General features: G+C 68.5%; 26 protein-coding genes. 10 read left to right on the plus strand and 16 right to left on the minus strand.

The window, feature by feature from the left end; genetic code table 11:
- Positions 1-221: 221 nt before the first annotated feature.
- Together IEY84_RS08545 and hrpA are read right to left on the minus strand one after the other, a co-directional pair.
- The gene (locus IEY84_RS08545) at positions 222-818 is read right to left on the minus strand and encodes a hypothetical protein (protein ID WP_229788449.1); all 597 of its coding nucleotides are present in this window, start codon (positions 816-818) and stop codon (positions 222-224) included.
- A gap of 136 nt (positions 819-954) precedes the next feature.
- The gene (gene hrpA, locus IEY84_RS08550; protein ID WP_183544285.1) at positions 955-4,854 is read right to left on the minus strand and encodes an ATP-dependent RNA helicase HrpA; all 3,900 of its coding nucleotides are present in this window, start codon (positions 4,852-4,854) and stop codon (positions 955-957) included.
- Positions 4,855-4,971: 117 nt separating this feature from the next.
- Here hrpA and IEY84_RS08555 point away from each other — a divergent pair, with 117 nt between their 5' ends.
- The 4 genes from IEY84_RS08555 (at position 4,972) to IEY84_RS08570 (ending at position 8,244) form a co-directional block, all read left to right on the plus strand.
- Positions 4,972-5,976: an alpha/beta hydrolase gene (locus IEY84_RS08555; RefSeq protein ID WP_183544287.1), complete on the plus strand. Its 1,005-nt coding sequence runs from the start codon at positions 4,972-4,974 to the stop codon at positions 5,974-5,976.
- Positions 5,977-6,040: 64 nt separating this feature from the next.
- Positions 6,041-6,232, plus strand: a complete 192-nt coding sequence (locus IEY84_RS08560) for a hypothetical protein (protein ID WP_183544289.1) — start codon at positions 6,041-6,043, stop codon at positions 6,230-6,232.
- A gap of 69 nt (positions 6,233-6,301) precedes the next feature.
- Entirely contained in the window at positions 6,302-7,591 is a 1,290-nt protein-coding gene (locus tag IEY84_RS08565; protein ID WP_183544299.1) for a citrate synthase, read from the plus strand.
- Entirely contained in the window at positions 7,588-8,244 is a 657-nt protein-coding gene (locus IEY84_RS08570) for an HAD-IA family hydrolase (protein ID WP_229788455.1), read from the plus strand. Before IEY84_RS08565 ends, IEY84_RS08570 begins: the two co-directional genes overlap by 4 nt.
- Before the next feature lie 150 nt (positions 8,245-8,394).
- Here IEY84_RS08570 and IEY84_RS08575 read toward each other — a convergent pair whose 3' ends face one another.
- Positions 8,395-9,624 (minus strand): MFS transporter, encoded by a 1,230-nt coding sequence (locus IEY84_RS08575; RefSeq protein WP_183544301.1) that lies wholly within the window; start codon positions 9,622-9,624, stop codon positions 8,395-8,397.
- Between the two features lie 71 nt (positions 9,625-9,695).
- Between IEY84_RS08575 and IEY84_RS08580 the strand changes: the two genes are divergently transcribed.
- Together IEY84_RS08580 and IEY84_RS08585 are read left to right on the plus strand one after the other, a co-directional pair.
- Positions 9,696-10,235, plus strand: coding sequence for a MarR family winged helix-turn-helix transcriptional regulator (locus IEY84_RS08580; protein WP_183544303.1), 540 nt, complete (start codon positions 9,696-9,698; stop codon positions 10,233-10,235).
- Between the two features lie 83 nt (positions 10,236-10,318).
- The gene (locus IEY84_RS08585; RefSeq protein WP_229788461.1) at positions 10,319-11,590 is read left to right on the plus strand and encodes a S1C family serine protease; all 1,272 of its coding nucleotides are present in this window, start codon (positions 10,319-10,321) and stop codon (positions 11,588-11,590) included.
- 57 nt (positions 11,591-11,647) lie between these two features.
- Here the strand turns inward: IEY84_RS08585 and IEY84_RS08590 are convergent, their stop codons facing one another.
- The 3 genes from IEY84_RS08590 to IEY84_RS08600 form a co-directional block, all read right to left on the minus strand.
- Complete coding sequence (locus tag IEY84_RS08590) at positions 11,648-12,565, minus strand: putative endonuclease domain-containing protein (protein WP_183544305.1); 918 nt, start codon at positions 12,563-12,565, stop codon at positions 11,648-11,650.
- 85 nt (positions 12,566-12,650) lie between these two features.
- Positions 12,651-13,664: a GNAT family N-acetyltransferase gene (locus IEY84_RS08595; protein WP_183544307.1), complete on the minus strand. Its 1,014-nt coding sequence runs from the start codon at positions 13,662-13,664 to the stop codon at positions 12,651-12,653.
- Positions 13,661-15,358, minus strand: a complete 1,698-nt coding sequence (locus IEY84_RS08600; protein WP_183544309.1) for an ABC-F family ATP-binding cassette domain-containing protein — start codon at positions 15,356-15,358, stop codon at positions 13,661-13,663. The genes IEY84_RS08595 and IEY84_RS08600 overlap by 4 nt, the downstream gene beginning before the upstream one ends.
- Positions 15,359-15,463: 105 nt before the next feature.
- On the opposite strand from IEY84_RS08600, the gene lipP1 reads away from it, so the two are divergent.
- The gene (lipP1, locus tag IEY84_RS08605) at positions 15,464-16,390 is read left to right on the plus strand and encodes a LipP1 family hormone-sensitive lipase (RefSeq protein WP_183544311.1); all 927 of its coding nucleotides are present in this window, start codon (positions 15,464-15,466) and stop codon (positions 16,388-16,390) included.
- A 70-nt stretch (positions 16,391-16,460) separates the two neighbouring features.
- Positions 16,461-17,801, plus strand: a complete 1,341-nt coding sequence (locus tag IEY84_RS08610; RefSeq protein WP_229788469.1) for a cytochrome P450 — start codon at positions 16,461-16,463, stop codon at positions 17,799-17,801.
- Between the two features lie 113 nt (positions 17,802-17,914).
- Here the strand turns inward: IEY84_RS08610 and IEY84_RS08615 are convergent, their stop codons facing one another.
- Both IEY84_RS08615 and truA read right to left on the minus strand, forming a co-directional pair.
- Positions 17,915-18,532, minus strand: a complete 618-nt coding sequence (locus tag IEY84_RS08615) for a class I SAM-dependent methyltransferase (RefSeq protein WP_183544313.1) — start codon at positions 18,530-18,532, stop codon at positions 17,915-17,917.
- Entirely contained in the window at positions 18,516-19,382 is an 867-nt protein-coding gene (gene truA / locus IEY84_RS08620; RefSeq protein WP_183544315.1) for a tRNA pseudouridine(38-40) synthase TruA, read from the minus strand. The genes IEY84_RS08615 and truA overlap by 17 nt, the downstream gene beginning before the upstream one ends.
- A gap of 44 nt (positions 19,383-19,426) precedes the next feature.
- Here truA and IEY84_RS08625 point away from each other — a divergent pair, with 44 nt between their 5' ends.
- Positions 19,427-20,374: a ketopantoate reductase family protein gene (locus tag IEY84_RS08625; protein ID WP_183544317.1), complete on the plus strand. Its 948-nt coding sequence runs from the start codon at positions 19,427-19,429 to the stop codon at positions 20,372-20,374.
- 56 nt (positions 20,375-20,430) lie between these two features.
- Entirely contained in the window at positions 20,431-21,048 is a 618-nt protein-coding gene (locus tag IEY84_RS08630) for a hypothetical protein (protein ID WP_183544319.1), read from the plus strand.
- 47 nt (positions 21,049-21,095) lie between these two features.
- On the opposite strand, the gene rplQ is transcribed toward IEY84_RS08630, so the two are convergent.
- The 8 genes from rplQ to IEY84_RS08670 all read right to left on the minus strand — a co-directional run bounded on the left by rplQ (position 21,096) and on the right by IEY84_RS08670 (position 26,411).
- Positions 21,096-21,617: a 50S ribosomal protein L17 gene (gene rplQ, locus IEY84_RS08635; protein ID WP_183544321.1), complete on the minus strand. Its 522-nt coding sequence runs from the start codon at positions 21,615-21,617 to the stop codon at positions 21,096-21,098.
- Positions 21,618-21,691: 74 nt separating this feature from the next.
- Complete coding sequence (locus IEY84_RS08640) at positions 21,692-22,708, minus strand: DNA-directed RNA polymerase subunit alpha (RefSeq protein WP_008361061.1); 1,017 nt, start codon at positions 22,706-22,708, stop codon at positions 21,692-21,694.
- A 146-nt stretch (positions 22,709-22,854) separates the two neighbouring features.
- The gene (gene rpsD / locus IEY84_RS08645) at positions 22,855-23,463 is read right to left on the minus strand and encodes a 30S ribosomal protein S4 (protein WP_183544329.1); all 609 of its coding nucleotides are present in this window, start codon (positions 23,461-23,463) and stop codon (positions 22,855-22,857) included.
- Between the two features lie 34 nt (positions 23,464-23,497).
- Positions 23,498-23,899, minus strand: a complete 402-nt coding sequence (gene rpsK, locus IEY84_RS08650) for a 30S ribosomal protein S11 (protein WP_008361058.1) — start codon at positions 23,897-23,899, stop codon at positions 23,498-23,500.
- A gap of 86 nt (positions 23,900-23,985) precedes the next feature.
- On the minus strand, positions 23,986-24,363 hold the full coding sequence (gene rpsM, locus IEY84_RS08655) for a 30S ribosomal protein S13 (protein ID WP_008361056.1): 378 nt from the start codon (positions 24,361-24,363) through the stop codon (positions 23,986-23,988).
- Between the two features lie 176 nt (positions 24,364-24,539).
- Entirely contained in the window at positions 24,540-24,653 is a 114-nt protein-coding gene (gene rpmJ / locus IEY84_RS08660) for a 50S ribosomal protein L36 (RefSeq protein ID WP_008361054.1), read from the minus strand.
- Between the two features lie 27 nt (positions 24,654-24,680).
- Positions 24,681-24,902 (minus strand): translation initiation factor IF-1, encoded by a 222-nt coding sequence (gene infA / locus IEY84_RS08665; protein WP_011757309.1) that lies wholly within the window; start codon positions 24,900-24,902, stop codon positions 24,681-24,683.
- A 255-nt stretch (positions 24,903-25,157) separates the two neighbouring features.
- Positions 25,158-26,411, minus strand: a complete 1,254-nt coding sequence (locus tag IEY84_RS08670) for a styrene monooxygenase/indole monooxygenase family protein (protein WP_183544331.1) — start codon at positions 26,409-26,411, stop codon at positions 25,158-25,160.
- Positions 26,412-26,425 lie beyond the last annotated feature (14 nt).

The following is a 26,425-nucleotide window of genomic DNA, read 5'->3' on the forward strand; positions in this document are numbered from 1 at the left end:
TTCGGCTCCTTGATAGGTGGCTGGCGTCATGGCCGCCCAGCCGAGGCGCACCGGAAAAGATGATGAACACGCCGGACCGGGAGCGCCTCACGGCGCAAGGCCGCTCGAAGCGGCTGAAGTTGGGACCCGGGGCTGCCGCAGCCCGACGTGTTCAAGCACCAGTGTAACGGTGCCCCCAACCTCGGTCGCATCAGAGCGAAGAGGAGGCTACCGCACCGCTCTCAGAGAAGGCGCTGCTCGAGCTCGGCGTGACCCGCGGCCTCGAGCTGCTCGGAGAGCTGCAGCATGCTGCGTACGTTCGTAGCGGCTGCGTCCGGGTCCAGCGACGCCCGTCCGGCGGCGATGACGCGGGAGAACGCGGCAGCACGGAGGAGCACCACCGCGAAGTCGCTGCCGGCGATACCGCGCAGGACCTCGTCGACCATCGCCTTGAGCTCCTGCGGCCCTGGGGGCTCCGCCACACCGGCGACGACCTGCGCGACCTGGGCCTTCGTCCGCCCCGCCTCGAACTCACGCGCTGCGCCGACCGGATCGGCGTAGACCCAGCTGCGGAGCAGGTAGAGCCGCCACAGGCAGCCGGCCAACGACTCCGCGGGCGAGCTCGACCACACCTCTGCGATCGTCTCGATGCCCTCGGACTCGGCCAGGTGGAGGATCCGCTCGACGACCGCCGGGTCGTCGCTCTCCCGCGCGCCGCGCACGAGGGCGGTCGCCGCCGCGTCGGCCGCCTCCTGCACCAGGGCAGGGTCGTCGCCCCCGAGGATGGAGTCGAAGAAGCCGTCCCCGGGACGCATCGGCGAATGAAACTCTCTGGGCATCGACTCGAGCGTACCGGCCACCGCCCACGTGTAACACGTCGTTCGTAGTACTACTCGCCCTATCAGAACGACCGGACAGTACGACAAACAGCGTGTTACACACCGAGTTACACCCACGCCGACGGTGGTCCCCGCGCTAACCCAGCAGCTTGCGGATCCGCGCGTCGGACACCTTCGCGGCGGTGCCGAGCTGCTGGGCCCAGAGCTGGACCCGGTACTCCTCGAGCATCCACCGCACCTGCCGCAACCTCGCCCCCGGCGGCCGGCCCTCGGCCAGCGCGGCAACCTGGTGGAGGTAGGCGTCCTGGAGGGAGGAGATCCGGTCGTGGGTCGCCCGGTCGGCGCGCAGATCGGCGTCGAGCTTGCGACGGCGTTCGACGATGGCCTTCAGATAGGTCGGATAGCGCCGGATCTGCTGCGCGCCCGCTTCCGCGACGAACCCGCGGTGCACCAGCCGCGCGAGCTGGTCCTTCATGTCGGTCAGCGCGGGCAGCTGGAACATGTCGGCCCGCCCGGAGAGAGCCTTGTCGGTCTCGCGATAGGCCTCGAGCGCCCGCATCACGTCGGCCAGGACCGCGCGGACGGCCGCGACCAGGTCGGCCGGCGTGCCGGCGGCGGCCAGGACCGCGGCGTACGCCTCCTGGGTCCGCGGCAGCGGACGGGCATCCAGCAGCTGACGGACGACGGCGGCGCGGCAGTCCTCGACGAGCTCGGCGGCACTCGGATAGGGGGATCCGGCCAGCGCGAGCTTCTCCATGGTGGAGAGCCCGTCGACGACCTCCTTGCCCACATTCGGGAGAGCGAGGAGAAGCAGGCGTACGACGCCGAGACGATGGCGCGCCTCAGCCTCCTCGGCGGATCCGGCGACGACGAGACCGACCGTCGAGCCCTCGTCGGAGAGGCACGGGAAGACCGTGACCTCATGCCCGGCACGCTTCTCGGTCACCGTCGCGGCGATGTCGCCGAAGACCCAGCTCGTCTCGCCGGTGCGGGTGTGACCGGCCGACGCCGCGACCTCCGCGATCGCGGCCTCGAACTCGCCCTCGAGCGGAGCCTTGAGCGCGTCGAGGTCCTTGCCCTTCGCCGTCTCGCGACCGTCCTCACCGACGACCCGATAGATCGGCCGTAGGTGCTCGGGCACCTTGTCCCAGTCCCAGGCCTCGCGGGGAATGTGTACGCCCGCGGTCGAGCGCGCCCAGCGCTCCAGCGCGGTCAGCAGCGGCTCCTCCCCCGGCGGCGTCTCCTTCAGGAAGGCGCGCGCCTTGTCGGGAGCGGGCACGAAGCTGACCCGCAGCGGCTTGGGAAGCGACCGGATCAGCGCGGTCACCAGCTCCTCGCGCAGCCCCGGCACCAGCCAGGAGAAGTCGTCGGCGCCGACGCGGTTGAGCGTGGCCACGGGTACGTCGATCGTCAGCCCGTCATCGGCCGCACCCGGTTCGAAGTGGTAGCTCAGCGGGAACGTGAGCGGGCCTCCACCGGGATTCTGCAGAGCCCACTCGGCCGGGAAGTCGCGCTCGCTCACCTCACCGGCAGCCTCGTTGGTGAGCATCGACAGCTCGAAGGTGAGCAGGTCGGGCGTCTCTCGCCGGGCCTGCTTCCACCACTGGTCGAAGTGGGCGCCGGAGACGATCGAGGCCGGCAGCCGGCGGTCGTAGAAGTCGAAGAGCGAGTGCTCGTCGACCACGATGTCGCGGCGCCGGGCGCGGTGCTCGAGCTCCTCGGCCTCCTCGACGAGCTTCGCGTTGTCGCGGAGGAAGCGGTGGTTCGTACGCCACTCGCCATAGACCAACGCATGCCGGATGAAGAGCTCCCGACTCAGCTCGGGATCGATCTTGCCGAAGGCGACGGGACGGTCGGCGACCAGCGGCACGCCGTAGAGAGTCACCTTCTCCCGCGCCATCACCGAGGCACGCTTCTGCGACCAGTGCGGCTCGGAGTAGGTGCGCTTGACCAGGTCACGGCCCAGCTGCTCGGCCCACTCGGGCTTGATCGCGGCGTTCTGCCGGGCCCAGAGCCGGGAGGTCTCGACGAGCTCCGCCGACATCACGAACTGCGGGTTCTTCCGGTGCAGCGCCGACCCGGGGAAGATCGCGAACTTCGCCCCGCGGGCACCCTCGTACTCCCGCGGGCCAGGCCGCCGCTTCTCCCGCGCTCGCGCCGCGTCCGCCTTCGAGTCCCGTTCCTCGAGCGCGCCGATGTGCGAGAGCAGCCCGGAGAGCAGCGCCTGATGGATCCCGTCGGCGTCGTACGTCACCTTGTCCTCGCCCGCGTCCTCGCCGGCTTCGATGACGTCGCGGTGTCCCTTGCCGAGGTCGATCTTCATCTCCCGGCACACCTGACGCAGCTGCGACTCCAGGTCCTGCCACTCCCGGACGCGTACGTAGTGCAGGAACTCCCGCTTGCACAGCCGCCGGAACGCGCTGGAGGAGAGCTCGTGCTGCTGCTGCTTCAGATAGCGCCACAGATTGAGCCAGGTGAGGAAGTCGGAGGTCTCGTCCTTGAACCGCGCGTGCAGCTGGTCGGCCTGCGCCTGCTCCTTGGGGTGGTCCTGCCCCGGCCGCTCGCGCGGGTCCTGGAGCGATAGCGCGGAAGCGACCACGATGACGTCGCGCACGCACCCGAGCCGCTCGCCCTCGAGCACCATCCGTGCCAGCCGCGGGTCGATCGGCAGCCTGGCCAGGCGACGGCCCAGCTTCGTCAGCCGCTGGCCCCGCATCGCGCCGAGCTCCTCGAGAAGCTGTACGCCGGCAGTGATGTTGCGCCGGTCCGGCGCCTCCACGAACGGGAACCGGGCGATGTCCCCCAGCCCGAGCGAGGCCATCTGCAGGATGACCGAGGCCAGGTTGGTCCGCAGGATCTCCGGGTCGGTGAACTCCGGCCGCCCGAGGAAGTCCTCCTCGGAGTAGAGCCGGATCGCGATGCCCGCCTGGACCCGCCCCGTACGCCCCGACCGCTGGTTCGCCGAGGCCTGCGAGATCGGCTCGATGGGCAGCCGCTGCACCTTGGTGCGGGCGGAGTAGCGCGAGATGCGGGCGACACCGGTGTCGACGACGTACTTGATCCCGGGGACCGTCAGCGAGGTCTCGGCGACATTGGTCGCGAGCACGATCCGGCGGCCGGTGTGGGGCGAGAAGACCCGGTGCTGGTCGGCGGCCGACAGGCGCGAGAACAGCGGGATGATCTCGACCAGACCCGTCCCGGAGCGCCCCTTGTTCAGCCCGAGCGCATCGGACAGCGCGTCGGCAGCGTCCCGGATCTCGCGCTCGCCGGGCAGGAAGACGAGAACGTCACCCGGGCCTTCGGCCGAGAGCTCCTTGACCGCGTCGACGATGGCCTCGGTCTGGTCGCGGACGACGACCTCGCCCTCTTCGTCCTCCTCGGAGAGCTCCATCAGCGGCCGGTAGCGGACCTCGACCGGATACGTACGCCCGGAGACCTCGATGATCGGCGCGGGCTCGCCCGAGGCGTCGGCGAAGTGGGCCGCGAACCGCTCCGGGTCGATCGTCGCGGAGGTGATGATCAGCTTCAGGTCCGGCCGACGCGGCAGCAGCCGGCGCAGGTAGCCGAGCAGGAAGTCGATGTTCAGCGACCGCTCGTGGGCCTCGTCGATGATGATCGTGTCGTAGCGGCGCAGGTCGCGGTCGCGCTGGAGCTCGGCGAGCAGGATGCCGTCGGTCATCAGCTTGATCCGGGAGGCGGCCGAGGACTTGTCCATGAACCGCACCTGGTAGCCGACCAGGTCACCGAGCGAGGTGTTGAGCTCGGAGGCGATCCGCTCGGCCACCGACCGTGCCGCGATCCGGCGCGGCTGGGTGTGCCCGATCAGACCGGCGGACCCGCGCCCGAGCTCCAGGCAGATCTTGGGCAGCTGCGTCGTCTTCCCCGACCCGGTCTCGCCGGCGACGATCACGACCTGGTGGTCACGGATGGCCGCGGCGATGTCCTCGCGGCGCTGGGTGACCGGAAGCTCGGCAGGGTAGGTGATCGCGACGGAGATGGCGGCGGGCTGATCGGACTCGGACATGAGGTCACCCATTCTCCCCCGGCGTACCCCTCGACTGCACATCGGTTTCTCCTGTGCCGCAGGCCGGGTTCCGTGGCTCATGGTGGCAGAGGAGGCTGGGTACTCCAGTTCGCGAAGGAGTTGGCCCCCATGACCGAGACCCCCACCGACCAGATCTTCCCCGACACCCCCGCCCGACCACCGTTCGATCCGGAGCTCGTGCCGGTCCTCGAGGCGGCACGGCAGGACGTGTCGACCTTCTCTGCCGAGAACCTCGAGCTGATACGTCAGCTCAGCGCCGAGGGCCTGCCCGACGTGGAACCGGTGGACCTGACCGTGGGTGGTGCGATCAGGGTCGAGGAGCGTCAGGTCCCCGGCCCCGAGGGTGCGCCCGACGTCACCGTGCTGATCCTGAGCCCCGCCGTCGACGGGCCGCCGCGGACGGCGATCTACCACGTCCACGGCGGCGGCATGGTGATCGGAGACCGGCGGCTCGGCGTGGAGACCTTCCTCCCGTACGTCGCCGACGGCAACGCCGTCGTCGTGTCGGTGGAGTACCGCCTCGCCCCGGAGCATCCCGACCCAGCACCCGTGGAGGATTGCTACGCCGGCCTGGTCTGGACCGCCAAGAACGCAGCCGATCTCGGCGTCGACCCCGAGCGCATCATGATCGCGGGGACGAGCGCCGGTGGTGGTCTCGCCGCCGGCACGGCGCTGATCGCCCGCGACCGGGCCTTCCCGAGACTGAGCCATCAGATCCTCATCTGTCCGATGCTCGACGACCGGTTCGAGACCCACAGCAGCCGGATGCTCGACGACGAGGGGCTCTGGGACCGCAACGCCAACCTGTTCGGCTGGACGGCACTGCTCGGCGACCGCCGCGGCGGCCCTGACGTGTCCCCGTACGCCGCGCCCGCACGCGCCGAGGACCTCACCGGCCTCCCCCGCACCTACATCGACACCGGCTCGGCGGAGACGTTCCGCGACGAGACGCTGACCTACGCACGCCGGCTCTCGGAGGCCGGAGTGAGCGTCGACCTCCACATGTGGGGCGGCGGGTTCCACGGGTTCGACATGATGGCCGGGCACGCCGCGGTCTCGCGCGCCTCGGTGGCGACCCGTGACGAGTTCATCCGCAGAGCGCTCGAGGGCTGATCCGATGGTCGTGCCGGGCGCCGAGCTAGGCGAGTCTTGGTCCGGCCGCCTAGATTATGTCCCCATGACCGGGGAGCCGAGCGAGATCGAGGTCCAGGATGCGCTGCGTGCGCTCCGCGGAGAGGACGAGACCCTGAACGAGCGGTCGGTACAGACCGTCCTCGACCTCCATCGGCTGCGCGATGCGCTGACCCGTTTCGGCGACGAGGAGCCCTCCGGAGACACCCGACCGGCGCGGGACAGGCTCCGATTCTGAGCCGAATTCGGCCAATGGGTGGGACGCCGAGTTACGAAGGTGATTTCAAGAGGGTTACCGTTGCTGATCGTGACCGAATCTCTAACAGTGCGTGACAACCGCACCGGGGTGGAGTACGACATCCCGATCACCGACGGCACCATCCGCGCCGCCGACCTGGGGAAGATCAAGGCCTCTGAGGACAACCCTGGCCTGGCCGTCTACGACCCGGGCTTCGTCAACACCGCCTCGTGCCGATCTTCCGTCACCTATATCGACGGCGACAAGGGCGTGCTCGAGTATCGGGGCTATCCGATCGAGCAGCTCGCGGAGAAGTCCAGCTTCCTCGAGGTCTCCTACCTCCTGGTCCACGGCGCGCTGCCGACCAAGGAGGAGTACGACGCGTGGGTGCACGAGATCACCTTCCACACGTTCGTGCACGAGAACATCAAGGAGTTCATGCAGGGCTTCCGCTATGACGCCCACCCGATGGGCATGCTCATGGCGTCGGTCGGTGCGATGTCGACGTTCTACCCGGACGCCGCGAACATCTCCGACCCCGACAACCGTCGCCTGCAGATCATCCGGTTGATCGCCAAGATGCCGACGCTGGGCGCGTGGGCGTTCCGCCACGCCCAGGGCAAGCCGTACGTCTACCCCGACAACGACCTGTCCTACACCGGCAACTTCCTCTCGATGCTCTTCAAGATGAGCGAGAGCAAGTACGCCTCGGACGACCGCATCGAGAAGGCGCTCGACACGCTCTTCATCCTGCACGCCGACCACGAGCAGAACGCCTCCGCGAACGCGGTGCGCTCGGTCGGCTCGACGCAGGTCGACCCCTACTCCTCGGTCGCTGCCGGCGTCGGCGCTCTCTTCGGCCCGCTCCACGGCGGCGCCAACGAGGCCGTGCTCCGGATGCTGCGCCGCATCGGCAAGGTGGAGAACATCCCCGCCTTCATCGAGGGCGTCAAGGCCGGCAACGAGCGGCTGATGGGCTTCGGCCACCGGGTCTACAAGAACTACGACCCGCGCGCGACGATCATCAAGCAGCAGGCGCTCAACGTCTTCGAGGTCACGGGCACCAACCCGCTGCTCAACATCGCGATGGAGCTGGAGAAGATCGCGCTCGAGGACGAATACTTCGTCAAGCGCAAGCTCTACCCGAACGTCGACTTCTACTCCGGCCTGATCTACGAGGCCCTGGAGTTCCCGCCGGAGATGTTCACCGTGCTGTTCGCCATCGGGCGTACGCCGGGCTGGCTCTCCCAGTGGCTGGAGCTCGTCCAGGACAAGGAGCAGAAGATCGCCCGACCGAAGCAGATCTACACCGGCGAGCGCGGACTCACCTTCGTCCCGCGCGACGTCCGCTGGGCGTGACCGACCTCCCGGTGGTCGAGCCCGTCGAGACCCAGACCCCGTCCACCCCCGCGGTGGACGGGGTCGTGTGGGATTTCGGGAACGTTCTGATCCGCTGGGACCCGCTCCCGGCGATCGCGGCCGGAGTCGGGGACGCCGACGCCCGCAGGTTCATGGAGTCCTTCGACTTCGGGTCGTGGAACCACGTCCAGGACGCCGGCCGCACCTGGGCCCAGGCCCTCACCGTCCTCGAGACGGAAGCACCCGAGTGGCTCGCGGCCGGAGCGGCGTATGTCGACAACTTCCCGCTCTCCTTGTTGGGGCCGGTCCCCGGCACCCATGAGCTGGTCCGCGAGCTCGACGCCGCCGGAGTCGTGCAGCTCGGACTGACCAACTGGTCGGCCGAGCTCTATCCGCATGCTCCGGCGACGTACGACGTGATCGGGCTGCTCCGCGACGTCGTCATCTCCGGGCAGGAGAGCCTGGCCAAGCCCGACCCGGCGATCTACCAGCTCGCCGCCGAGCGCGCCGGGATGCCGCTGGACCGGCTGGCCTTCATCGACGACAGCATCGCCAACGTGGCCGCCGCCGCGGCGCTCGGCATGCAAGCGTTCCAGTTCACCGGGGCCGAGCAGCTCCGCCGCGACCTCCGCTCCCTAGGTCTGCCCACCTAGTCAGTTCTTGGCGCCGAGAAGTCGATTCTTGACGCCGAGAAGTCAGTTCGTGGAGGCGGTCGCGATCTAGGCCGGCGTACCGACGAGCCTCGGCGTGAAACTGACGCCTCGACGTCAGAAAGTGACGCCTCGGCGTCAGAAGAGTGACGCCTACTCGGGCGCGCGTTCGAGGCGACGTACGCCCGCGAAGGAGATCGACATCAGGGCGGCGCCGGAGATCACCGCGGCGACCACGAACAGCCAGGTGTCGAAGCCCACCGCGACGGCGACCGGGCCGACGAGTGCGAGCCCGAGGGGACGGGCGACGAACGAGCCGACGATGTCGAAGGAGTAGACCCGGGAGAGCTTCTCCTCGGGGATCTCCTGCTGGATCGCGATCTGCCAGAAGATGTCGAAGACCTGCAGACCGAACCCATGCAGGAAGGCGCCGAGAAGGATCGGCCAGAGCGTGTCGGAGACCGCCATCGAGATCGGGAAGAGGCCGGTCATCGCAAGGAAGAGCACACCGACGGAGAGCAGCCGGCGCGGGCGGAACCTCAGGCAGAACAGGCCGCCGACGAAGAAGCCCGCCATCAGGGCCGCGAGCGCGAAGCCCCACGACGCCCGGCCGATGCCCTCGCCGACAACGATCGGGCCGAGCACGCTGTGTGCTCCCGACCAGAACAGGTGGTAGAGCAGCGCCTGCAGGATGAGGAACCACAGCCACGAGTGCCGCATCACCTCGCGGAAGCCTTCGGCGAGGTCGCCGAGCATCGAGGCCTTGTGGGGCGGGCGCTCATGGGGAACCCGCATCCCGGCGTAGGCGACGGCGGCGATGGCGAAGGTGAGCGCGTCGACCATGATCGCCCAGCCTGATCCCACCGCGGCGACGAGCACACCGCCGAGGGCGTAGCCGACGGTCGAGGCGGTGGTCTGTAGCAGCGACCGGAGCGAGACGGCGGCACCGAGATCCTCCGCGGGCACGACCACCTTGGTCATCGCCATCGCCGAGGGCTGGTTGAGCGCCGCGACGATGCCCGCGAGGCCCCCCATCACCGCTATCGACGGGATCGTCGCGATGCCGAGGATCACCGTCGCCGCCAGCGATCCGATCACGACCGCGCTGACCGCCGCCGTGCCCTCCATCATGAGCTTGCGCGAGACCCGGTCACCGAGCACTCCTCCGGCCAGCGTGGTCACCACCTGGCAGGTCGCGAAGATGGCCTCCACGATGCCCAACTGGGTGACGGTGCCCCCGAGGTCGAGCACCGCGAACGCGAGCGCGATCGGGGTGATCGCGTTGCCCAGCGACGAGGACGCCGTCCCGGTCACGAGCCGGCGGAAGTTGGGATGCCTCAGCGGCGAACGACTCGTAGTCGGTGGTTCGGTCGTGGCGGTCATACCAACGAAGATACTTCGTCAGCGAACTATTCGCCAGCGAATTATCAGTGAGCGAAAGGTAGGCTCGGATCATGTCCGAGTTGCAACCCCCTGAGACGTCCGGCGATGACCTTGCTGAAGACGAGGCCGACCGTCACGTGGCTCGTTGGCGCGACCACTGGATCGACATCGACTTCGACGACGAGATCGAGGCGATCACCGTGCGGATCGGAACCATCTCGAAGTTCTTCAACGACGCCCGTGCCGCTGCGGCGAGGGAGGTCGGCCTCGCCGACTTCGAGTACAAGACGCTTCACGACCTGATGATCCGTGACACCCCCGGGCACGCCTCCCCCACGGCCCTCGCGAAGGATCTTGGGATCAGCCCCGCCGGGATGACGGGGCGGCTCGACAGCATGGAGAAGGCCGGGTGGCTGCGGCGTACGGCATCGGTCGAGGACCGCCGCAAGATCAGCGTCGAGGCGACCAAGGCCGGTATCGAGATCTGGCGGCGGGCGATGGACTTGCGCGGTGAGGCCGAGACCAGGCTGCTGGAGACCCTGAGCCCGGAGCGGCGTACGGACCTGGCGGAGCTGCTCAAGCAGGTGACCCTCCGGATCGAGGCTGACTGAGCCCCCGAGAGGTCGAGTTTCTCTTCGGTGCCACATAGCCCCGTCTCAGCCGGCTCACAGGGACGCTGGTCAGACTCGAGGACATGACCGAACTTCCTTCTCAGCAGCCGAGTGGGACCCCGCCTCAGTGGACTCCCCCGGCTCCCACCCAACCTCTCGCCGGCCCGTCCACGCCCCCGCCGGCCCAGACCGCCGTCATGCCGGCCACGCCCGGTGCGCCTTGGGCCCACGGGGCGCCCGTCAAGAAGCGCGCTGCTGGCCGAGCCGGTCTCGTCGCCGCCGTCCTCGCCGGGGCGCTGGTCGCCGGTGGCACGGCAGGCGTCGGCGGTGCAGCGATCTACGACGCCCTCGCCGGTGACGGCATCGGTGGCGGGGCGAACACCCCGGCCACCTCGCAGGTCGTCGACGCGAAGGCCCCCGAGGGCAGCATCGAGAAGGTCTCTGCCAAGGTGCTCCCCTCCGTGGTGAAGATCGAGGTCACCTCCCAGCAGGGCTCGGGCTCCGGCTCCGGGGTCGTCATCTCCTCCGACGGCACGATCCTGACCAACAACCACGTCGTCGAGCTGGCCGCCAACGGCGGCACCGTGACAGTCGACTTCAACGACGGTACGTCGGCCTCCGCCGAGGTCCTCGGCACCGACCCGCTCACCGACACCGCCGTGATCAAGGCGAAAGGCGTCTCCGACCTGACCCCGATCACGATCGGCAAGTCCGACAACCTCACCGTCGGCCAGAGCGTCGTGGCGATCGGCTCCCCCTTCGGGCTCGACCAGACGGTGACCACCGGTATCGTCAGCGCGCTCGACCGTCCGGTCAACGTCGGTGTCGACCAGAGCGGCGCGGCGACCGTCTACCCCGCCGTGCAGACCGACGCGGCGATCAACCCGGGCAACTCGGGTGGCGCACTCGTCGACCTCAACGGGAACCTCGTCGGCATCAACGCCTCGATCCGCTCCACCTCGGGCGGGGAGGGCCAGGACGCCGGCTCGATCGGCATCGGGTTCGCCATCCCGATCGACGAGATCCGCCCGATCGTCGACCAGCTCGAGAAGGGCGAGAAGGCCACCCACGCACAGTTCGGCATCTCGGTCTCCGACACCCCCGCCGCCCAGAACGGCCAGACCTCGGTCACCGGGGCACAAGTCCAGGAGGTCGGCGCAGGCAGCACCGCCGAGAAGGCCGGCCTCGAGAAGGGCGACATCATCACGAAGGTCGACGACCACATCATCACCGGCTCCGACTCGCTCGTGGCGACCGTCCGCTCCTACCGTCCCGATGACGAGGTCGAGGTCACCTGGTCACGCAACGGCGAGGAGCAGACCGCGAAGGTCACCCTGGACTCCGACGCCAAATAACCCGCAGTGTGCTGCCAGAGGTGCGCTATGCCGCACTCCTGGCAGCACACCGCCATTTCAGGCGGCCTTTGGCACGCCTAGCCGCTGCAAGTCTCGGACCAATCGCTGTGGCTCGTCGCGGATCTCGCGTGTTGTGCATCGGATGATGACACGATCCGGCGCGGACAGGGCGCGCTGCCGAGCGAGATCGTCCTCCCAGTGCTCCACCTCCATGTGGAAGCCGCCGTCTATCTCGAGCACGAGCAACCGTCCGTCGGGAAGCGGCCACTCGCAGTCGGTGTAGCGCACCCTGCCGTCGCTGTCGCGCCGTTTCGTCTGCTGCGCCGGTCGGGCGATCCCGAACCGGCGGCACAGCCTCCTGAGCTCCATCTCCGACAGCGACTGAGCGCCCTCGCTCATCTCAGCCAGAGCCCCTCGGAACAGCGGAGCCTTCCGCAACGGCTTGAGGTCCCTGAGCCAGGCGGCGAGCGACTCCGGAGTCGTCAACCGCTGCTGGACCAGCGCGGCGAGGATCCCCTGCGACGTACGGTCGCTCCGTTCCTGAGCCGCCCACATCAGGGCCGCTGGTTCCAGCCTCATCAGCGGCAGCTCGCTCGACGTCGACCTGAACGAGTCGATCGCCTTCCGGGTGCGCACGAAGTCGATGCCGTCGATCGGCTCCTGGATGTCGTCGCCGTACGGGACGAGCACCGTGATCGTCTCGCGGTGCCAGTTGGCCAGCCCGTGCACTTCGGCAGCGGTGAGACCACCGACCAACGCCCGCGGCCCACCCTGGAGCACGCCCAGCCACATGAGCTGGTCGCGGGACATCGACCCCGTGAAGGTGCTGATCACGGTCGAAGACCGCTCCACCCACCGCTCCGCGGCAAGCTGGTTGCGCACGCGCCACCGTGAGATCCCGAGCGCACGCAGCTGCGCCCGCGTGATCAGCCCGAGCTGCCGCCCCGCCAAGAGGCGCACGTCAGAAGTAGCCATGCCACGAACGCTCCCAGAACCCACCGACATTTCCGCGGTGTGCTGCCAGGGGTGCGCTATGGCGCACCCCTGGCAGCACACGCCGTCACTTCTGGAGGCTGCAGAGCCACTCGATCGGCTCGAACAGCATCGCCTCGTTGATCTGGATCATGTGGGTGTTGACCTCGGCGTTGTAGGTCGTCACGGTCGGCACCTCGGGGCGCTCTGACTGGAGCAGCCTGAGGTTGGCGACCTTGACCGCCAGGCCGAGCCGGTGGCCCCGGTGAGCTCCCTCGACCAGGGTTCCCCACTGATAGCTGTTGCCGTCCAGGCTGGAGTAGCCGATCACCGTGTAGGCCACCACCCGGCCGTCGGCGTCCAGCGCCACGGAGTGGTAGAGGGTTCGCTTCTGGGCCGCGACCAGCTCCTCGGTCTCGCGCACCTTCGCCACGTCGGGCTCCGGCGCCTCGATGTCCAGGTCGCCGGTCGGCGCCTCGGTCTCCAGGCTGGCGTCGAGCACCGCCCAGCTCTCGACGATGTCGTCGGGCACCCGGCCGACCCAGGACCGCAGCGTGTAGTCGCCGTGCTTCTCGGCGGCCTCTGCGGCCAGCCGGTCGAGGATGTGGTCCGGGACCGGGAGCCGCAGCAGGCGGCGTACCTCCACCAGCGCGGGGGCATAGCCCCTCGCGATCCCGAAGTCCCGTCCCGGCGATCCCTCACCCCCGGACCCGAGCGACCAGGGCCACCAGACCTCACCCGTCAACGACGTACGCCCCTGGGTGCGTGCCTCCGCCTCGACATGGTCGAGCAGACCGGTGCCATGGCCCCGCCGCCGGTGGGCCGGCAGCACGGCGGCCGCGAGGGTCGCCCGGTGGAGGTTGTCGAGCAGCGGCATGGCCATCCAGGCAGCGGCGACAGCCTCGCCCCCGACACGGCCGACGTACGCCCTCCGGTCGGTCTTCTCGGTCTGCTGCTGCAGCTCGACGCGCTGCTCCTCACGTGCCCACAGGTCGGCGTCGGGACCGCGCACGTCGAGCCACGACGCGGTCATCACGTCGTACCACGCGTCGAAGGCGTCGTCGTCGAACGGGTCGACGCGCTCGATCACCAGCTCGCTCATCGGGACCTCTCCACCCTCGTCTCGTCCCAGACCGGCTCCGGCGACTCGTAGACCTCACCGTTGGCGCCGTAGACGAGGAAGCGGTCGAAGCCACGGGCGAACCAGCGGTCGTGGGTGACCGCGATGACCGTGCCCTCGAACGCCTCCAACCCGGCTTCGAGCGCCTCGGCGGACTGGACGTCCAGGTTGTCGGTCGGCTCGTCGAGCAGCAGCAGGGTGGCGCCGCTCAGCTCGAGCAGGAGGATCTGGAACCGCGCCTGCTGCCCACCCGAGAGCGATTCGAAGGTCTGCTCGGAGGCGTGGGCGAGCTCGTAGCGGTCGAGGACCCGCGAGGCGGCCTCGCGCCCCATACCCGCGCGCCCTCGCCCGTCGGGCGAGCCCTCACCGCGATGGAGGATGTCGAGCAGCGTACGCCCCACCAGCTCCGGATGGGCATGGGTCTGCACAAACCAGCCCGGCCGCACGCGGGCCCCGAGCTTGGCCTTCCCACGGTGGCGTACCGGCTCGATCGGGGTGTCCTCGACCGGGCGGTGCTCCACGTCCGGGTCGGTGCCTCCGCGGGCGAGCAGTCGCAGGAAGTGGGACTTGCCCGATCCGTTGGAGCCGAGCACGGCAACCCGCTCGCCGTACCAGACCTCCAGGTCGAACGGGCGCATCAGCCCGGTGAGCTCCAGCGACTCGCAGACCACCGCCCGCTTGCCGGTGCGCCCGCCGCGCAGCCGCATCTGCACCGCCTGCTCACGTGGCTGCTCGACGGGCGGGCCGGCCTCCTCGAACTTCCGGAGACGGGTCTGGGCCGCCCTGTACTGGCTCGCCATCCCGTCGTTGTACTCCGACTTGATCTTCAGCCGAAGGACCAGCGCCTTGATCTTGGCGTGCTCCTCGTCCCAGCGACGGCGCAGCTCCTCGAAGCGCAGGAACCGGTCCTTGCGGGCCTCGTGGTAGGAGGCGAACCCACCAGGGTGCGTCCAGGTGCTGTTGCCGGCACCGGAGGCGCCGAGCTCGACGGTGACCACCCTGGTCGCGGTGTTGTCCAGCAGCTCGCGGTCGTGGCTGACGTAGAGGATGGTCTTCGGGGACTCCCGGATGCGCTGCTCCAGCCAGATCTTGCCGGGCACGTCGAGGAAGTTGTCCGGCTCGTCGAGAAGCAGCACCTCGTCGGGGCCGCGCAGCAGATACTCGAGCACCAGCCGCTTCTGCTCTCCGCCCGACAGGGTGTCCAGGGAGCGGTAGCGGGCGCGATCGTAGGGGACGCCGAGCCCGGCCATCGTGCACACGTCCCAGACGACCTCGAGGTCGTAGCCGCCGGCGTCGGCGTACTCGGCCAGCGCGGTCGCGTACCGCATCTGCAGCCGTTCGTCCTCCGACGACATCAGCTCCAGCTCGCACGCGTCCACGGCGGTCGCAGCCTCGCGCACGCGCGCAGGCGCGACGGAGAGCAGCAGCTCACCCACCGTCGAGGAACCACGGCCCACCATCTGCCGCATCACCCCGAGGCCACCCGAGCGCACCACGGCTCCGGCCGTCGGAGTCAGCTCACCGGTGACGATCCGCAACAGGGTGGTCTTGCCGGCGCCGTTGGCGCCGACCAACGCGACCTTCGCGCCTTCTCCCACCCGGAAGGAGACGTCATCGAGCAGCACTCGCCCATCGGGCAGCTGGTAGCGCACTCCAGCAACATCCACATGTCCCACAGCCGTCCAGTCTGGCATCCGTGTCGAATGGTTATTCCGGTCCGGTCCAGCAGAACGGTCCCATCAGCAGAACGTGACGCTCGACACATTTCATCCAATACCGATATGACTTACGCCATGCCTCCGCTCGACAGTCAGATCGCCGACCTGCTCACCCTCTTCGCAAAGGGCGAGCCCTTGGAGTCCTACGACCCTCCGACGGCGCGAGCGCTCTACCATGCGTTGAGCGAAGGCGTTCCACTCCCACCTATCGACTCGGTCGAGAGCTCGGTGATCCCAGGGCCGGCCGGCGACCTGGACGTACGCATCTATCGGCCCGCCACCGACCGGCCGCTGCCGACGATCGTGATGTTCCACGGCGGCGGTTGGGTGGTCGGCGACCTCGACACCCACGAGGACCAGGCCCGCAACCTCGCCTCCCTCTGCGACGCCGTCGTCGTCTCCGTCGACTACCGCCTCGCTCCCGAGAACCCCTTCCCCGCCGCCTACGAAGACGCATTGGCCGCCGCGCGCTGGGCCAGCGACAACGCCACGGCGCTCGGGGGTGACGACCGGGTGGCCGTCGCCGGCGACAGTGCCGGCGGCAACCTGTCGACCGTGGTCGCCCAGGCGTTCCAGGCCGAGGGGCGCGAGCTCGCCGGCCAGCTGCTGATCTACCCGGCGACCGACATGACCAGCGGCTACCCCTCCTACGCGGAGAACGGCCACGGCTACTTCCTCGAGCTGCCGACGATGAAGTGGTTCTCCGACAACTATGTCGGCGGCGACGACCGCTCCGACCCGCGGGTCAGTCCGATCAAGGGCGATCTGGAGGGTCTGGCACCGGCGGTCGTGGTGACCGCCGAGTTCGACCCGCTGCGCGACGAGGGCATCGCGTACGCCAAGGCGTTGGAGAGCTCGGGGGTTCCCACGACCTACCTCCACTGCGACGGCCTCATCCACGGCTTCTTCGCCATGGGCCAGCACTCGCAGACGGCACAGCTCGCGATCGAGGAGACCTGCGCGCTGTTCCGGGCTGTGCTCCACGGGTGACCTGGGAAGGATCGTCAAACCAGGGGTATTCCTGATGACCGTCGTCTGACGATGGTCCAGACTGGGCCGCATGCAGATTGCTGCCCAGGTACGTTCCTCTCTACGGGCGATGACACGACCGCTGACCGATCGGGTCCGCAAGCTCGCCCTGCAGTTCGCGTTGCGGGGCAAGGCGTCACCGATCCCCGACATCACCACGCTGCGCAAGATCCCCGAGCACCTGACCTTCCCGCTGCTCCGTGACGGCGTCGACCCCGTGCCGATGCTCGCCGAGAGCCGTGCGCAGGCACCGGTCACCAAGCTCGGCTCGGTGCTCGGGCTCGACATCGTCCTCGTCACCGGACATGCCGAGTCCAAGCACGTCCTGGCAGACCGGACCGCCTACTCCAACGACATGCGCCACCTCCTCGGCACCCGCGAGCGCACAGACGCCGAGGGCATCGGTGGCCTCGGCATGACCGACCCGCCCGACCACACCAAGCTCCGCGGGCTGCTGACGCCGGAGTTCACCATGCGACGCCTCGGTCGCCTCACCGCGATGATCGACCGGATCGTCACCGACGCTCTCGACGACATGGAGGCCCATGGCCCCGAGGTCGACCTGGTCCAGCACTTCGGCTTCGAGATCCCGTTCCGGGTGATCTGCGAGCTGCTGGGCATGCCCGAGGACGTACGCGAGGAGTTCCACAAGCTCGGCATGGCCCGCTTCGACCTCTCGGAGGGTGGCGCCGGATCCTTCGGCGCCGCCACCGAGACCAGGACGTTCCTCATCGAGCAGGTCCGCCAGCAGCGCGCGAACCCAGGCGAGGGCATGATCGGCGAGATCATCCGCACCAAGGGCGCCGAGTACGACGACGTCGAGCTCGGCGGCCTCGCCGACGGCGTCTTCCTCGGCGGCTACGAGACCTCCGCCTCGATGCTCTCCATGGGCGCCTACGTCCTGATGCAGAACCCCGAGGCGTACGAGATCCTGCGCACCGGCGACCGAGCCGGGGTCGACAAGGTCGTCGAGGAGCTGCTCCGCTACCTGTGCCCGGTGCAGCTCGCCTTCCCGCGGTTCGCCCGCGAGGACCACGATCTCTTCGGCGTGCCGATCAAGAAGGGCGCCGTCGTCCTGGTCAGCCTCACCGGCGCCAACCGCGACCCCGCGGTGGTGCCGAAGCCGGAGCAGTTCGATCTCCGCAACGCCGACACCATGCACTTCGCCTTCGGCCACGGCATGCACCGCTGTGTCGGCGCCGAGCTGGCCCGTATGGAGCTCCGCGCCGCCCTCACCGGCCTCGCCCGCCGTTTCCCCGACCTGGCGATGGCCACCGACGACCCCGGCGACCTCGGCTGGCGCGACCTCTCGGTCGTCTACAGCCTCGACCGCCTCCCGGTGAAGCTGGCCAAGGACCCCGTCCCCGCCTGACCAAGAATCTCGCCGAGTCGGCGCGTCCTGACCAAGAATCTCGCCGAGTCGGCGCGTTATGACGCGCCGACTCGGCGCAAATCTGTGTCAGGACGAGCCGACTCGGCGGACGGTCAGGCGCGTACCGTCTCGAGGACCCGGAAGCCTTTGGCGCTGCCGATGCGGGTGGTGGGGTAGCCCTGGTCGGTGATCCAGCGCTGCAGCGAGTCGCCGCCGAGGTTCTTGCCGACGACCATGACGGCGCGGCCATCGGGTGCGAGGCGCGGGAGCCAGGTGAGCAGGAGCTCGTGGAGGGCCGGCTTGCCGATCCGGATCGGCGGGTTGCTCCAGATCTCGTCATACGGGATCTCCGGATCGACCTCGGCAGGCACGGAAGCGCGATAGCGATCCCCCAGACCCAGCTTCGCCGCGTTCTCGTTGGCCAGCAGGACCGCGCGCTCGTTGACGTCGACGCCGGTGACGTACGCCTCCGGCACCGCCAGACCGAGCGCGAGCCCGATCATGCCGTAGCCGCAGCCGAGGTCGAGGACCCGTGCGCCGGGCCTCAGTGAGGGCGGCTCGGTCTCCTTGAACAGCACCGAGGTGCCGATGTCGAGGCGTCCCTTGGCGAAGACCCCCGACCCCGAGACCAGCGAGAGATCCAGGTCCCACACGGTCGTCGAGACGGGGATCCGCTCGAAGGGCACCGACGGGTCGGCGGAGAAGTAGTGCTCGTCATCGGTCCCGGTCAAGCTCGCTCGCCTCTCTGCGATTCATGGTGCGTTCGTGCTGGGCTGCCAGCAGCTCGTCGGGCGGGTAGGCGACCTCTTCGAGGGTCAGCCCGTTGGCCGGCGCGATCGGGATCGACGAGGACCGCGACCGCGAGGCCAGCGACTCCTTGGCCCAGGTGACGTCCTTGCGGCCCTCCCCGATCACCATCAGGCACCCGACCAGCGAGCGCACCATGGAGTGGCAGAAGGCGTCGGCGAGGACGGTCGCCTCGATGATCCCGTCGGGGCGCCGGTCCCAGCTGAGCTGGCGCAGGTCGCGGATCGTGGTCGCGCCCTCGCGCGGCTTGCAGAAGGAGGCGAAGTCGTTGAGCCCGACGAGGTCCGCGGAGGCGACGTTCATCAGCGAAAGGTCGAGCGGCCGCGTCCGATAGAGCACGTGCCCGCGCTTCAGCGGGTCGACGTACGCCGGGTCGTCCACGATCCGGTAGACGTAGCGGCGCGACAGCGCGGAGAACCGGGCGTTGAACCCCTCCGGCGCCTCGATCGCCCGGCGGACCCGCAGATCGGCCGGGAGGATCCCGTTCAACCGGCGGACCAGCGAGTCGATCGGTGACTGCTCCGACCGTCCCCGTGAGGACTCGAGCACCTCGGCATCGATGTCGAAGTGGGCGACCTGGCCGCGGGCGTGCACGCCCGAGTCCGTACGTCCGGCGACCGTCACCCACACCTGGGACCGCTCCCCCGTCGCCGGCATCCGCAGCGCCGTCGCCAGCGCGTCCTGCAGCTCCCCCTGGACCGTACGCAGCCCCGGCTGGGTCGCCCAGCCGTGGAACATGGTGCCGTCGTAGGCGAGGTCGATCCTGATGCGCACGGGCCCATTCTCGCAGCGACCATGTCGTTTGCCAGACTCGGCGCATGCGCTATGTGATCTTCGGAGCGGGAGCGGTCGGCGGCGTCGTGGGCGGCCTGCTGCACAGGGCAGGGCTCGACGTCACCCTGGTGGCCCGCGGCGAGCACCTCCGCGCGATCCAGGACACCGGCCTCAGCCTGGACACCCCCGACGGCGTGCTGACCCTCGACGTAGCTGCCGTAGAGGACGCTAGCCAGGTCGCCTGGACCGAGGACACGGTCGTGCTCCTCAGCGTCAAGGGCCAGCAGACCGAGGCCGCGCTCGAGGCCCTGGCGGCGTACGCCCCGCCGGACACGCCGGTCGTAGCGATGCAGAACGGCGTCGCGAACGAGCCGCGGATCCTGCGGCGCTTCGCTCGGACGTACGCCATCCATGTCATCCTCCCTGCGACTTTCCTGACCCCGGGCGCGGTCGTCCAGGACTCTGGCAACAAGCCCGGCATCCTCGACATCGGCCGTTATCCCGCCGGCGTCGACGAGACCGCCACCGCGATCGCGAACGACCTGGTCGAGGCAGGGTTCCTCAGCGAGCCGCGCGCCGACATCATGGCCTGGAAGCACCGCAAGCTCCTCAACAACCTCGGCAACGGTATCAACGCTGCGATCGCTCCCGGCCCCAGCGACGAGGAGATCTACGCCCGCTGCCTGGCCGAGGCGGACGCCGCCCTCGCTGCCGCCGGCATCAGCGTCGTGACCGCCGATGAGGACCGTACGCGGCGAGCCGGCCACATCACCGGACGCGGCCGCGCCAACAACAGCTCGACCTGGCAGAGCCTCGCTCGCGGAAGCGGCGTCGAGATCGACTACCTCGCCGGTGAGATCGTGCTGCTCGGCCGCCTCCACGGCGTCCCGACCCCGGTCAACGAAGCCGTCCAGCGCGCGGTGCACGACATCGCCCGCACCGGCGCCGAGCCTGGCAGCCTCGACGGCGCCGCCTTCCTCGCCGACCTCTGAGAGCCCGTCTCTGAAAGGGGTGGTCAGGTACGCGGCGGTCCGGCAGGCTGCGGGCCATGAGTCACGCCACCGGGTCTACCCTTCGAACGACCAGGCCCATCACCATTGCCGTCATCGCGGCGGTGGTGACCCTGCAGATCGCGATCGGCGTGATCGGGTTCGTGCTGATCAAACTTCTCGGCGACAGCCTGGCCACCATGACCGTCATCACCATCGTGACGATCGTGCTCAATGCACTGCAGTACGCCGTGGTGGCGGGCGGCGCTGCGCTCATCGCCCGCACCCCGACGGGCCGGCTCCTCGGCATCGTGCTGCCGATGCTCGCCTGGCTGTTGAACACCGTGCTCTGGCACGGTCTCGTCCAGCTGATCCAGTTCTATGACCCGATCGTCATCGGCCTGGTCTCGCCGATGATCCTGCTGCTGGTCCTAGCCGGTTGGGGAAGCGCCGCGTGGATCGGTCGCCGGTGGCTGATCGGCCTCCCCGTCACCTATGTCCTGCTCATCGTGCTGCAGGTGCCCCTGGCGCTGACGCCGGCCATGCCTTCCGACAACGGCTTCGCTGCGGCGTACCTGATGTCGGCGCTCTCCACCGTGGTGACGACGGTGGCCATGACCCTCGGTGGGCTCGTCTGCTGGCTGCTGGCGCGATCCGAGCAGGTCGCCGGGAAATGACAGTGGCCCGTCACCCTCGCGGGTGACGGGCCACAGATCAGAACAGATCAGGCCTTGGCCTCGGTGGTCTCCGCAGCGGGAGCCTCCTCGGCAGCAACCTCGGTCTCGTCGGCGGCGGTCTCCTCGACCGGAGCCTCCTCGACCGGGGCCTCCTCAACGGGAGCCTCAACCGGAGCCGCGGCAGCCGGAGCAGCCTTGGTCTTCGGCTCGTAGGCCTCGTTGACGAGCTCGATCACAGCCATCGGAGCGTTGTCGCCCTTGCGGGGACCGATCTTGGTGATCCGGGTGTAGCCACCCGGACGCTCCGCGAACTGCTCGGCGATCTCGGTGAAGAGAGTGTGCACGACCGACTTGTCGCGGATGGTCTTGAGGACCTCGCGACGGTTGTGCAGGTCACCCTTCTTGGCCTTGGTGATCAGCTTCTCCGCGACGGGGCGGAGGTGCCGGGCCTTGGCCTCGGTGGTGGTGATGCGGCCGTTCTCGAACAGCGCGGTGGCGAGGTTCGAGAGGATCAGCTTCTGGTGCGCGGGCGAGCCGCCGAAACGGGCACCCTTCTTCGGGGTAGGCATCGTGCCTGCTCCTTCTCTCCGGCCGTATCAGGTACCGGGGTAGACGCCCCTCACGGGGCGGTTTTGGTGGAAACTCAGTACTGCTCGTCCTCGACGAACGCGTCGTCGTCATCGTCGCCGTAGGCGGCGAGGGCGGCGGACGGGTCGAAGCCCGGAGCGCTGTCCTTGAGGGACAGGCCCATCTCGTGCAGCTTCAGCTTGACCTCGTCGATCGACTTGGCGCCGAAGTTGCGGATGTCGAGCAGGTCCTGCTCCGAGCGCGAGATGAGCTCACCCACGGTGTGGATGCCCTCGCGCTTGAGGCAGTTGTAGGAGCGAACGGTCAGCTGCAGGTCCTCGACCGGGAGGGCGAGGTCGGCGGCGAGCTGCTCGTCGACCGGCGAGGGGCCGATGTCGATGCCCTCGGCGTCGACGTTCAGCTCACGGGCCAGACCGAAGAGCTCGACCAGGGTCTTACCGGCCGAGGCGATCGCGTCGCGGGGAGCGATCGACGGCTTGGTCTCGACGTCGATGACGAGCTTGTCGAAGTCCGTACGCTGCTCGACGCGGGTGGCCTCGACCTTGTAGCTGACCTTGAGGACCGGCGAGTAGATCGAGTCGACCGGGATCCGGCCGATCTCGTTCTCGGCGCCCTTGTTCTGGACGGCCGAGACGTAGCCGCGACCACGCTCGACGACGAGCTCGAGCTCGATCTTGCCCTTGTCGGACAGCGTCGCGATCTTCAGGTCGGGGTTGTGCACCTCGACACCGGCCGGGGGCGCGATGTCGGCTGCGGTGACGTCACCGGCGCCGGACTTGCGCAGGTACATGGTGACGGGCTCGTCGTGCTCGGAGGAGACGACCAGACCCTTGAGGTTGAGGATGATCTCGGTGACATCTTCCTTGACGCCCTCGATGGTCGAGAACTCGTGGAGAACGCCGTCGATCTTGATCGAGGTGACCGAAGCACCGGGGATCGAGGAGAGCAGGGTGCGCCGAAGAGAGTTGCCCAGGGTGTAACCGAAGCCCGGCTCGAGGGGCTCGATCACGAAGCGGGAGCGGAACTCCTCGACGGACTCTTCCGACAGGGTGGGGCGCTGTGCGATAAGCACTGATTTGTCCTTTCCGGGCCGACCGCTATTTGACGGACCCGAACTTCAAGGGGTGATGACGGAAGGCTGTGGGGGCGGCAAGGCCCCGGCGTACTTCTCTGAAGTTTGAACGCCGGGGACTCGCCATCGTTACTGCAAAGGGCCGATCAGAGCTTCGAGTAGTACTCGACGATCAGCTGCTCCTGGACCGGGACGTCGATCTGAGCCCGGACGGGGAGCTGGTGAACCAGGATGCGCATCCGGTTCGGGACAGCCTCGAGCCAAGCCGGGACGACGCGCTCGCCGTGGGTCTCGCGAGCCACGATGAACGGGGTCATCTCCAGCGACTTCTCGCGAACGTCGATGACGTCGTGAGCCGAGACCTGGTAGGAAGGCACGTTGACCTTCTTGCCGTTGACCAGGAAGTGGCCGTGAACGACCAGCTGGCGGGCCTGGCGGCGGGTGCGGGCGAAACCGGCACGGTAGACGACGTTGTCCAGGCGGCCCTCGAGGAGCACCAGGAGGTTGTCGCCGGTCTTGCCACCGCGGCGGTGGGCCTCGGCGTAGTAGGAAGCGAACTGCTTCTCCATCACGCCGTAGGTGAAACGAGCCTTCTGCTTCTCACGAAGCTGGAGGAGGTACTCGCTCTCCTTGATGCGGCCGCGGCCGTGCTGGCCGGGAGGGTAGGGGCGCTTCTCGAACGCCGCGTCGTTGCCGACAAGGTCGACACCGAGACGGCGCGACTTGCGGGTCATGGGTCCGGTGTAACGGGCCATTACTCTTCAGTCTCCTTCTATGTCTCGGTGGGGATCAAACGCGACGGCGCTTGGGCGGACGGCAGCCGTTGTGCGGGGCCGGCGTGACGTCCTGGATGGTGCCGACCTCGAGGCCGATCGCACCCAGGGAGCGGATCGCGGTCTCGCGGCCCGAGCCCGGGCCCTTCACGAAGACGTCGATCTTCTTCATGCCGTGGTCCATCGCGCGGCGGCCAGCGGCCTCGGCGGCCATCTGAGCGGCGAACGGGGTCGACTTACGCGAGCCCTTGAAACCGACGGTGCCGGCCGAGGCCCACGAGATCACCGCACCGGTCGGGTCGGTGATCGTGACGATCGTGTTGTTGAACGTGCTCTTGATGTGGGCCTCGCCCTGAGCGACGTTCTTCTTCTCCTTGCGACGGATCTTCGTCGCACCCTGACGGGTCTTCGGAGGCATGCATTAACTCCTGTGTTGGCTGGTCTGTGAGATCGAGGCGAAAGCCGGATCAACGCTGCCCGGGACAATCCGGTGCAGGCGTCGGATCACTTGGCCTTCTTCTTGCCGGCGACGGTGCGCTTCGGGCCCTTGCGGGTGCGCGCGTTGGTCTTGGTGCGCTGACCGCGGACCGGAAGGCCCTGACGGTGGCGGCGTCCCTGGTAGCTGCCGATCTCGATCTTGCGACGGATGTCAGCCTGGACCTCACGACGGAGGTCACCCTCGGTCTGGATGCCCTGGGCTTCGATCTCGTCACGGAGCTTGACCAGCTCGTCCTCGGCCAGAGCGTGCACCCGGGTGTTCGGGTTGACGCCGGTGGCCTCGAGGAGCTTCTGCGAGGTGGTACGGCCGATGCCGTAGATGTAGGTGAGAGCGATCTCCACGCGCTTGTCGCGCGGAAGGTCAACACCTTGGAGGCGTGCCATTGTGATCCTTCTGGTTGCGTCAGAGGTGTCGGTCGGGTCGCGTCCCGGGGTGGCACCCTCGGGCTCCGGCCTCTGCTCCGGAGGTGAGTTCGGACCCAGAAAGTTCTGGCCTGCGTCCTAGCGACTCGATGAAGTATTCAGTTATCGGTGGTCGAGACCACCCTCAGCGGGAACCTTCAGCCCTGGCGCTGCTTGTGGCGCGGGTTCTCGCAGATCACCATGACGCGGCCGTGGCGACGGATCACCTTGCACTTGTCACAGATCTTCTTAACGCTCGGGTTGACCTTCATGTCAGCCCTTTCTTGATCGTCGGCTGGTTACTTGTACCGGTAGACGATCCGACCGCGCGTCAGGTCGTAGGGGGACAGCTCCACCACCACGCGGTCCTCGGGAAGGATCCGGATGTAGTGCTGCCGCATCTTGCCGCTGATGTGGGCGAGAACCTTGTGTCCGTTGCTCAGCTCCACGCGGAACATAGCGTTGGGGAGGGCCTCCACTACGGTGCCCTCGATCTCGATCACGCCTTCTTTCTTCGGCATGCCCTCTGCAATCTGTTGGTCGGTCATCTACCGTTCAAACCACGGATCGGATGACCCGCGGGCGGTCCGGGAACCTCTCCGACTACTCGGAGTGGACCTCGTGAAGCCATCTGCATGTCTCACCCGCGAGCGCGCAGAAACGCGCTGATCGGGCAGCCGCGAGGCACGACGGGACAGACCCACGTTGGACCGACTACCAACCCTAGACCCCTAGAACAGCAATGCCCTAATCGTCAAGCCGCCGTGATCGCTCGCTCAGGCCCGGGCGGCTGCGTCCGCCTCCGCGACCTCCGCGACGTACGCCAGTGCCGCCTCCGGGTCGCCCAGGAACGGTCCGAGATCCTCGGGGTGCGGGAACAGCCGGGTGAACCGGTCGGCCACCCCCTGATGCTGGGTGGCCGCGCCGAGCACCTGCTGCACGTGCTCGGGCAGCGGGTTGAGCAGCGCGTCGGTCAGGCCGGTTGAATGCTGGGCACGGGTCTCCCAGAAGGTCTCGAAGGTCGCCTGCATCCATTCCGGGTCGAACGGCAGCTCGCCACGCTCGACGATCGCCTTGGTGTAGATCCCGGCACAGTGGGCGGCGTTGTTGGACCCCTGACCCGCGATCGGGTCGTTGACGACGACGACGTCGCCCATGCCGAAGACGTAGGTGCCGTCGGAGACCTCGGCGTACGGCTTGCGGATCGTGCCGGTGAAGGAGCCCGAGAGCGAGGCGCGGGCGTCGGTGGGCACGCACTCACGCATCAGCTCGCCCTCCCAGGGCATGTGCTCGAGCATCAGGTGCTGGAGACGGCGCAAGTGCTCGTCGGGCCGAGGGCGGTCCCAGAAGCAGTCGAACGGGCCGTCCGGGATCGCCTCGACGAACGCGACTCGGCTCGGTCCGGCGCTGGTCAGGGCGGGGATCACGAACAGCTCTCCCACCCCGGGCGCCACGTTGATCCGCATGCTCATGGCGGGGAAGTCGTCGGGCTCGATCCAGCCCTGGAGGTAGATCGCCGAGAGCGTACGTCCGGGGGTGGTGTACTTCGAGCGGACGGGGTCGCGGTCGAAGAGGTCGACGATCTCACCCTTCCCCGCGGCGATCAGGGTCAGGTCGTACATCGGCGCCAGGCCGGCCAGGTCGGAGGTCATCACGGGGTGGTAGATGATCCGGCCGCCACGGTCCTCGAACAGCTCCAGCCAGGTGGACATCTTCAGCCGCTGGTCCACGGACATGGCGTACGGCTCCCACGGACCGTCGAACTTCAGCGCCCGGACCCCGGGCTCCGGGCTGACCGAGATCCCGACCGCGGGGATGCGCGGCGCCTCGTCCTCCCAGAGGTTCAGGTCGTAGACACGCTCATAGGCCAGGGCGGGGTCGAACATGACCTGCGTCGACATCGGCCAGCCGTCGCGCAGCTCGTCGGGCGTACGTGCCGACATGACCGTCACCTCGTAGCCCTCGATCTGGAGGCTGAGGGCGAGCTGCATGCCTGCCTGTCCGGCGCCGACGATCAGGATCTTGCGCAAGGAAACTCCTTGGA

This window comes from Nocardioides albus, assembly GCF_014648255.1.
Lineage (GTDB): Bacteria > Actinomycetota > Actinomycetes > Propionibacteriales > Nocardioidaceae > Nocardioides > Nocardioides albus.

What these genes read in the sequence shown, in the direction of transcription:
- IEY84_RS08545 (WP_229788449.1), bottom strand. Translation starts at nt 818, where the DNA reads ATGCCCAGAGAGTTTCATTCGCCGATGCGTCCCGGGGACGGCTTCTTC.
- IEY84_RS08630 (WP_183544319.1), top strand. Translation starts at nt 20,431, where the DNA reads ATGAGTCACGCCACCGGGTCTACCCTTCGAACGACCAGGCCCATCACC.
- rplQ (WP_183544321.1), bottom strand. Translation starts at nt 21,617, where the DNA reads ATGCCTACCCCGAAGAAGGGTGCCCGTTTCGGCGGCTCGCCCGCGCAC.
- rpsM (WP_008361056.1), bottom strand. Translation starts at nt 24,363, where the DNA reads ATGGCACGCCTCCAAGGTGTTGACCTTCCGCGCGACAAGCGCGTGGAG.
- IEY84_RS08580 (WP_183544303.1), top strand. Translation starts at nt 9,696, where the DNA reads ATGTCCGAGTTGCAACCCCCTGAGACGTCCGGCGATGACCTTGCTGAA.
- IEY84_RS08610 (WP_229788469.1), top strand. Translation starts at nt 16,461, where the DNA reads ATGCAGATTGCTGCCCAGGTACGTTCCTCTCTACGGGCGATGACACGA.
- rpsK (WP_008361058.1), bottom strand. Translation starts at nt 23,899, where the DNA reads ATGCCTCCGAAGACCCGTCAGGGTGCGACGAAGATCCGTCGCAAGGAG.
- rpsD (WP_183544329.1), bottom strand. Translation starts at nt 23,463, where the DNA reads ATGGCCCGTTACACCGGACCCATGACCCGCAAGTCGCGCCGTCTCGGT.
- IEY84_RS08560 (WP_183544289.1), top strand. Translation starts at nt 6,041, where the DNA reads ATGACCGGGGAGCCGAGCGAGATCGAGGTCCAGGATGCGCTGCGTGCG.
- IEY84_RS08585 (WP_229788461.1), top strand. Translation starts at nt 10,319, where the DNA reads ATGACCGAACTTCCTTCTCAGCAGCCGAGTGGGACCCCGCCTCAGTGG.
- hrpA (WP_183544285.1), bottom strand. Translation starts at nt 4,854, where the DNA reads ATGGGTGACCTCATGTCCGAGTCCGATCAGCCCGCCGCCATCTCCGTC.
- IEY84_RS08575 (WP_183544301.1), bottom strand. Translation starts at nt 9,624, where the DNA reads ATGACCGCCACGACCGAACCACCGACTACGAGTCGTTCGCCGCTGAGG.
- IEY84_RS08590 (WP_183544305.1), bottom strand. Translation starts at nt 12,565, where the DNA reads ATGGCTACTTCTGACGTGCGCCTCTTGGCGGGGCGGCAGCTCGGGCTG.
- IEY84_RS08555 (WP_183544287.1), top strand. Translation starts at nt 4,972, where the DNA reads ATGACCGAGACCCCCACCGACCAGATCTTCCCCGACACCCCCGCCCGA.
- IEY84_RS08625 (WP_183544317.1), top strand. Translation starts at nt 19,427, where the DNA reads ATGCGCTATGTGATCTTCGGAGCGGGAGCGGTCGGCGGCGTCGTGGGC.
- lipP1 (WP_183544311.1), top strand. Translation starts at nt 15,464, where the DNA reads ATGACTTACGCCATGCCTCCGCTCGACAGTCAGATCGCCGACCTGCTC.
- rpmJ (WP_008361054.1), bottom strand. Translation starts at nt 24,653, where the DNA reads ATGAAGGTCAACCCGAGCGTTAAGAAGATCTGTGACAAGTGCAAGGTG.
- infA (WP_011757309.1), bottom strand. Translation starts at nt 24,902, where the DNA reads ATGCCGAAGAAAGAAGGCGTGATCGAGATCGAGGGCACCGTAGTGGAG.
- IEY84_RS08595 (WP_183544307.1), bottom strand. Translation starts at nt 13,664, where the DNA reads ATGAGCGAGCTGGTGATCGAGCGCGTCGACCCGTTCGACGACGACGCC.